We start from the raw sequence: 7,170 nt of genomic DNA on the forward strand, positions 1-7,170 counted from the left end.
ACTCGCAAAATCTACCCTCGCTCAGCTCAATTTTTGCCACGATTCTTTGTATCCGACAGACTGCTCGGTAAATCGCAGTGTGTAACACTTTCGATAAGTTCAAGATGCACAACAAAAACTAGCCAACTAAAAATACATTGATCCTGAGTTTGTCGATGGATGGGCGGATTGTTAAAAAGGACAGATGAAATGTTTGGGGTCGTCATTCTTCCCTGCGCCGACGGTAGATTTTACACCGGCCATACCGATTGTCGGCCACGATGTAAACCACAAAGCTTGAGTCGCAAAAAATATTGACTCTGTTATGCGCAACGATTAGAAGGAGAATTTTTCGTTTGGCGAAATTAATTTACTCATCCTTTGTCCGGCTCAGGACGAACGCATATACTTCTACATGCGAAAGGTCGAAAAGTTGATTGCCCTCTGTGTTCATATAGCGTCGATAAATTCCAGTAATTTAAAACCTTGGAAGCATCTGTTCACTGTACTTCCAGATTAACATTGCTAACTTATAAAGTTACAGCCACCACGAAATTCAAAGGAAAAAGCTATGCCAAACATAAACAGGAAAAAATTGACCGTTGTTATGATTTCCGGAGCGATCATGTTCTTGGGGGGCATGACCGCCTGCGGTAAAACACAGACTTCTGAGACACTGGTTACTGAAGCCAAGCAGTATCAACAGAAGGGCGACACCAAGGCCGCAATCATCCAACTAAAGAATGCATTACAGAAAAACCCGGATGATGTCGAAGCCCGTTATCTCTTGGGCACTATTTACAATGAAATAGCAGATTCCCAGTCAGCAGAGAAGGAGCTCCGCAAGGCTTTGACCTTGGGTATGAACCCTGCCAAGGTATCTCCTGACTTGGGCAAAGCTTTGCTCATGCAAGGGAAGTTTCAGATGGCTCTGGATGAGCTAAATCAGAACTCAGGAGCAGTAGAATCTGCTGAACTATCAAGCTTGCGCGGTAATGCTTACCTGGCCCTAGGAAAAAGCAAAGAAGCCAAGGAATCGTTTGAGCAGGCATTAAAGGTAAGGCCTGATTTTCCGGACGCGCTAATTGGGCTAGCCAGGCTTTCTATTACGGAGAAAAGTATTGATGCTGCAACCCATTTCTCCGAGCAAGCTGTAGCTAAAAATCCACAAAACACGGACGTATTGCTTTTTAATGGCGATCTACTGCGTGCCCAAGGAAAAATCGACCTCGCTCTTGCCGCCTACGACCAAGCTTTGAAAATTCAGCCAGACAATAACGCTGCTCACATCAACAAGGCCTTCCTGGAAATTGGCACTGGGAGATTCGATGCTGCCAAAGCAGATATTGACGCGGCACGCAAAACATCGCCAAACAATCTAATTATTACCTATGCGCAAGCACTGCTTGATTTCCGCCAAGGGAAACATGCTGCAGCATTCGAATCTCTGCAAAAAGTTCTGAGCGTAGCACCAGAACACATGCCCAGCATTCTGTTGGCGGGAGCAGTGCAGCTCGCGCTAGGATCAATGCCGCAAGCCGAACAACACTTGAAAAAATACCTGGAGAATAACCCCGGCAATCTCTACGCTAGTAAATTGATGGTATCCACGTTGATGAAAAGTCGCCGAACAAAAGACGCTATCGATATGTTGTCGCAAGTGCTTAAAGATGCACAACAAGATGATGTCCAGCTGTTTGCCCTCGCGGGTGAATCATATATGCAGGCCGGAGACTACACAAAAGCGACGGAATATTTTACAAAGGCTAGCGCGCTTGCTCCCAAAGCAGCAGAATTACACACCGCTCTAGGCTTGAGCAAACTGGCGTTAGGTGAAAATGACCGTGCAGTGGCCGAAATGGATACAGCTGCAGCATTGGATACCAAATCACCTAAGGCAGGCATCATGCTTGCGATGACGCACCTTCGCCTTAAAGAATACGATAAGGCACTCGCAGCAGTGAAAAACCTTGAGAAAGAACAGCCAGACAACCCCCTTGTTTACAACCTGAAAGGCGCTGCCTACCTGGGAAAAAATGATAGCGTTGCTGCACGCGCGAACTTTGAAAAATCACTTTCTATCCAACCGACCAATTTCCCTGCTGTGATGAGTCTTGTGCAACTTGACCAGCGGGACAAGAAGCCAGCAGTCGCCAAAAAGCGTCTTGAGGCTATCCTCGAAAAAGATAAGAAAAATTCTCAAATCATGACTGCGCTAGCCGGACTTGCGACCTCCCAAGAGCAGACTAAAGAGGCTACTGCTTGGCTAGAGCAGTCCAGCAAAGAAAACCCGAATGCATTGCAGCCGGGTATGTTACTGACAACTCATTATTTACGCATAGGTGAAAAACAGAAAGCACTTACCCTTGCCCAAAAACTTCAAGGCTCCAACTCAAGCAACCCAGATGTTCTGAATATCCTGGGACAAGCCCAATTCGCCAACGACGATAAGCCAGCTGCTTTGGAAACTTACAACAGACTTGCTGCCATGCAGCCGGATTCCGCCCCCGCCCAATTCCTTCTCGCTGCCGTTCACATGGCAATGCAGAACCAATCGGCGGCGTCGGATGCCCTCAAAAAAGCACTATCATTGCAACCAGATTATCTGGAAGCGCAATTGGCTCTTGCCTCTTTGGAGTCCAACAAGGGTAATCATGAGCAAGCTCTCACAATTGCCCGACAGATCCAAAAAAAGAACAATAAATCGCCCATCGGCTTTGAACTGGAGGGTAATCTGATGATGGCGCAAAAAAAACCGGATCTCGCGGCTAAGGCCTATGAACAGGCATTCGCTATTAACAAGAATGGCCCGCTCATGATTAAATTGCACGGTTCCCTAAGTCAAGCCGGTAAAAGCAAGGCAGCAGACACCCGTCTGACCCAATGGCTAAAAAATCATCCTGTTGACGTACCAGCCCGAATGTATCAGGCGGGAATTTATCTCGCGAGTAAGCAAAATAAAGCTGCGATCGAACAATATCAGCTTGTCTTGCAACAGAACGCAAACAATATTCCAGCGTTGAACAATCTTGCCTGGCTCTATCAGCAGGAAAAAAACCCTCGTGCCTTGGAGTATGCCGAGAAGGCCAATCAACTTGCACCCGACGATCCCGCGATACTTGACACCTTAGGTTGGATGTTGGTAGAGCAGGGCAACACAACGCGTGGCCTGCCGCTTCTGCAAAAGGCCGTCAGCGTGGCGCCGGAAACATCAGCTATCCGTTACCATTACGTGCTGGGCTTGGTTAAAGCTGGGGATAAAGCCAAAGCGCGTAAAGAGTTGGAGCAGATTCTGGCCACTGGAAAATCCTTTCCTCGGATTGAAGAAGCAAAAGCGTTGCTGAAGCAGCTGTAGCCGACTACGTCCTGTGGCGCACACCGCCGCGAGACATTGTCCCGCAACACCAGCAATCATGATTCAACTTTTTCGCTCTATGCGATTTGCAGTGAGTAATCCTTCGATAAGTGCAGGATGAACAACAAGAAATAGTCAGCTTAAAATCTGTTTGACCTATGCTTGTCGAAGGATGGAAGGATTGCTAAAAAGAATAAACGAAATGTTTGGGGTGGTTATTCTCCGCTTTACCGACGGTAGCTGTTACACCTGTAATATTGACAAGCTAAATGCGCATCAGCAAGCATCCGGCCGAAAGAATGCGATGGTTACACCGCAACACGCCGTCCGGCGGAACTCACATAGTCGCAGGAGAGCGACTGGATGGAAGTTTCTCGCTTGGCAATAATAAATCTGCTCATCCTTCGACAGGCTCTCAATGAACAGCTTTTTATTTGCCAATTTATCAATGGGTTGAGAAATATTGAAAATCATAAAACAGCCGCCAAACGGCAGTAAAACTGTTCACTACTTACGCCTTGCCTCGTGTAAGCGGGGCTTACTTGGCTCAGGGCAAACGAATTTACTTCTTCTGTAGGAGATTGAAGGTTGATTACACACTTTTTCTTATCGAGCTTCATTTTTAAAGGCCAAATAATGCAGTCAAATCAACTCCGCCCGTTAGGCGCTGGCCATAAATGGATAGACGAGAATGCTTGTATATTCTCTGAAATCTGCGAGGGGAATAGATTTTCGGAATAATAAATTGACTTTTAATTATCAAAATATCAATAGCTTAGATAATTGTAATAGCGTTAAAGTTATCCTGTTTTTTGCCGATAAAGATATACCCGCAAGCAAACATGGAATTAGCCAACGCTGCACATATACGATTTTTCTATTCATAAAGATGTCTAATTTCCTCAACAATTTTTTTTCTAATTTTGGCTTTTCGGAACGCCAAAAAACAGTCGGCGATCGTGGGAAATCAGGTAGCCAAAGAAAAACAGACGAAGGCAATCAAAGTTACCAAAGGGAGGGTGACTCAGAGGACAAGACCATTGTTTACTTTTCCCCCCATGCATTTAAGAATGTTGTGACGACACAAGACTCAGAAAGTCACATGGCCGAGTCACAAACACTTGTGCAACAGAAAAATTACAAAATTCGTCTTGCGCAGTCCAAAAGGAGCTTCAAGAGCGCCTGCTTGCTGGTGCAGCATATGTACCTTCAAAAAGGCTATGTCATCCCGAGCATACAAAAAATGCCTGATCATATAACCCTAACAGCCTCCCAAGATGGCGCTGAGGCTGGAACTATCACTTTAGGTATTGATACGGGTAATGGTTTGCAGGCAGACGTTAATTACAAACAGGAAGTTGATAGTCTTAGGGCAGAAGGTCGCCATATATGCGAGTTAACAAAATTTGCCGTGGAACAGACACTAGGCTCAAAGCCTATCCTTGCCGCGTTGTTCCATATCGCCTACATTTATGCACGCGTCCTGCAGAAACAGACGGATGTGGTCATTGAAGTTACACCCAGGCATGCCCAGTTTTACAAACGCATGCTTGGGTTTGAGCAGTTAGGCTCAGAACGCCTAAACAGCCGGGTCAACACAACTGGCGTTCTGCTACGGCTTGAAATTGAATATGTCGATCGCCAAATCGAACGCTGGGGAGGTAAAGCGGATCAGGCTCTGAAGGAGCGATCGTTATACCCCTATTTTTTCTCCAAGGAAGACGGAGAAGGCATTACCCAGCGTTTACTACATAGTGAATGACCGCCCCTCAAAATTATGCAACCTTTCAATTACACCACCGCATTTTCTCGCAATATTGGCTGGTTGACACAGGCCGAACAGGATCGTCTCAGAAATGCCCGGATTGCAATCGCGGGTATGGGCGGAGTGGGGGGGATTCATCTTGTTACCCTCGCGCGACTCGGTTTCGGAAAATTTAACATTGCAGACTTTGATACGTTTGACCTTGTAAATTTCAATCGTCAAGCGGGTGCAAGTATGCACACCTTGGGATTAGAGAAGGTCAATGTCATGCTCGAACAGGCACTTGACATCAATCCTGAGTTGGATATCCGGGTTTTTCAAAAAGGAGTCAACGAACAGAATCTCGATGATTTTCTAAACGGAGTAGATGTCTATGTTGATGGCTTAGATTTTTTCGTGTTTGAAGCCCGCGAAGCCATGTATCGGGCATGCGAGCGCCTACGGGTACCTGCCGTCATTGCAGCCCCGCTTGGCATGGGAGCGGCTGTCGTCAATATCCTGCCAGGGCATATGAGCTTTGAGGATTTTTTCTGTTTGAAGGGCGTGTCAGACGAAGAAAAGGCGCTGCGTTTTCTGTTGGGGCTCTCTCCCGCCATGCTCCAGCGCGGCTATCTGGTTGACCCGTCTACCGTGGATCTCGCTTCCAGGCGCGGACCCTCTACAGTCATGGCCTGTCAATTATGCGCTGGTGTGGCTGCCACCGAGGCGCTCAAGATATTGCTTCAACGTGGCCCAGTCCGTGCGGCGCCGCATGGTTACCAATTTGATGCCTACCGCAACAAGCTGGTTCACACTTGGCGTCCCGGTGGCAACCGCAATCCCTTGCAGCGAATTGGATTAGCCATCGCTCGTCATCAACTCGGCTTAAGCTGATATGGATCGTTTTAAACAGGATACGCTACACTTCATTCTGGAAAACGCCATTATGGCTCCCTCAGCGGACAACCAACATCGAATTCGCTTCAAGCTTGACGAAGACATTATCAATATCCGCTATACCGAAGCTGAACTCCCGCCTCAAGGAGGCTACAGGCGAGTGCTCGCACTGCTGTCCCTGGGGGCAGTGTCAGAAAACATTACTATTGCTGCCAGCCGTTTTGGTATAGGGACGAAAACAGTTCTATTGCCTGACCCGACCCAGCCCAATCTCATTATGCAAATCCGTTTGCAAGCAGACCAAACAGAAATCGATCCTCTATGGCGGCAAATCCCTCTACGCCACACCAACCGTCGTGTGTACTTTCGCGGGCCTAAGATGACTGACGCAGAGCGAAATGAGCTGGATGCCGCCGCACATACTTCAGCCGCCTGCCAATTGGTTTGGTTAGATAAACCCGCTCAGCGTAGGCAAGCCCTCCGCCTCATGCGTCAGGCAGAGACCGCGCGTTTTTATAACCGCATTCTGCACACAGAACTTTTTTCCGCCATCCGCTTTGACGCAGGTTGGCGCAGTGCCTGTTCGGAAGGTCTGCCACCGGGTGCTTTGGGCGTGGAACCACCGTTGCGCGCTTTCTTTGCCATGTTGCGCCATTGGCCAGTTATGCGACTGGCCAACCTGTTTGGTGCTCACTACATGATGGGTTGGCGCGCCTGCGACTTACCCTGTCGGCTGGCACCCCACTTGGGTTTGCTGGCTGTAAAGAATCTCGACAATCTGGCCGTGTTCGAAGCCGGAAGAGCTTTTCAGCGCCTATGGCTGGGGGTGACAAGTCAGAATATGGTCTTACAACCCATGCCGGCCTCAGCCATTTTTGCCATGGTCGGAGCACAAGCGGAGGGCATCCCAGCAGACTTGCAGCATAACTTGGCGGAAGGCTGGAAGGCCAGCCTGGGTGGGGCTATCCCATTAATGTTATTCAGAATTGGGCGGGCGCAACCGCTAGCGATTGTGGCGGGACGGCGGAGCGTAGAGGATTATTTGGATGAGGGATAGTAAAAGGAGAGAACTCCCGTTTCCATTGTATCGCATTGTCTAGAATCACCTGCCGGCTTGTCGAGAAACTTTACACGCCCGGATGCAAAAAGATATTATTTATTAATAACAGTATGATTATATGTATGAATAATATTT

The 7,170-nt window shown here is 47.9% G+C and carries 5 protein-coding genes; all 5 read left to right on the forward strand.

Annotated features, from left to right (window positions below; all coding sequences use genetic code 11):
- Positions 1–550 precede the first annotated feature (550 nt).
- The 5 genes from prsT to MJ769_RS04515 all read left to right on the forward strand — a co-directional run bounded on the left by prsT (position 551) and on the right by MJ769_RS04515 (position 7,032).
- A complete protein-coding gene (gene prsT / locus MJ769_RS04500) occupies positions 551–3,334 on the forward strand; it encodes an XrtA/PEP-CTERM system TPR-repeat protein PrsT (RefSeq protein WP_239234656.1) in 2,784 nt (927 codons plus the stop codon).
- Positions 3,335–3,697: 363 nt separating this feature from the next.
- Entirely contained in the window at positions 3,698–3,832 is a 135-nt protein-coding gene (locus MJ769_RS14420) for a hypothetical protein (protein ID WP_256445684.1), read from the forward strand.
- A 247-nt stretch (positions 3,833–4,079) separates the two neighbouring features.
- Positions 4,080–5,096, forward strand: coding sequence for an N-acyl amino acid synthase FeeM domain-containing protein (locus MJ769_RS04505; protein WP_239234657.1), 1,017 nt, complete (start codon positions 4,080–4,082; stop codon positions 5,094–5,096).
- A gap of 15 nt (positions 5,097–5,111) precedes the next feature.
- Positions 5,112–5,972 (forward strand): ThiF family adenylyltransferase, encoded by an 861-nt coding sequence (locus tag MJ769_RS04510; RefSeq protein WP_239234659.1) that lies wholly within the window; start codon positions 5,112–5,114, stop codon positions 5,970–5,972.
- A 1-nt stretch (position 5,973) separates the two neighbouring features.
- Positions 5,974–7,032 carry a hypothetical protein gene (locus tag MJ769_RS04515; RefSeq protein ID WP_239234660.1) on the forward strand — a complete coding sequence of 353 codons (1,059 nt, stop codon included), beginning with the start codon at positions 5,974–5,976 and terminating at the stop codon, positions 7,030–7,032.
- The last annotated feature ends 138 nt before the right edge of the window (positions 7,033–7,170 follow it).

This window comes from Candidatus Nitrotoga sp. BS (assembly GCF_927797785.1).
Classification (GTDB): domain Bacteria; phylum Pseudomonadota; class Gammaproteobacteria; order Burkholderiales; family Gallionellaceae; genus Nitrotoga.

Excerpts from the sequence above, each read along its gene's own strand:
- prsT (WP_239234656.1), top strand. The coding sequence starts at position 551 with ATGCCAAACATAAACAGGAAAAAATTGACCGTTGTTATGATTTCCGGA.
- MJ769_RS14420 (WP_256445684.1), top strand. The coding sequence starts at position 3,698 with ATGGAAGTTTCTCGCTTGGCAATAATAAATCTGCTCATCCTTCGACAG.
- MJ769_RS04510 (WP_239234659.1), top strand. The coding sequence starts at position 5,112 with ATGCAACCTTTCAATTACACCACCGCATTTTCTCGCAATATTGGCTGG.
- MJ769_RS04515 (WP_239234660.1), top strand. The coding sequence starts at position 5,974 with ATGGATCGTTTTAAACAGGATACGCTACACTTCATTCTGGAAAACGCC.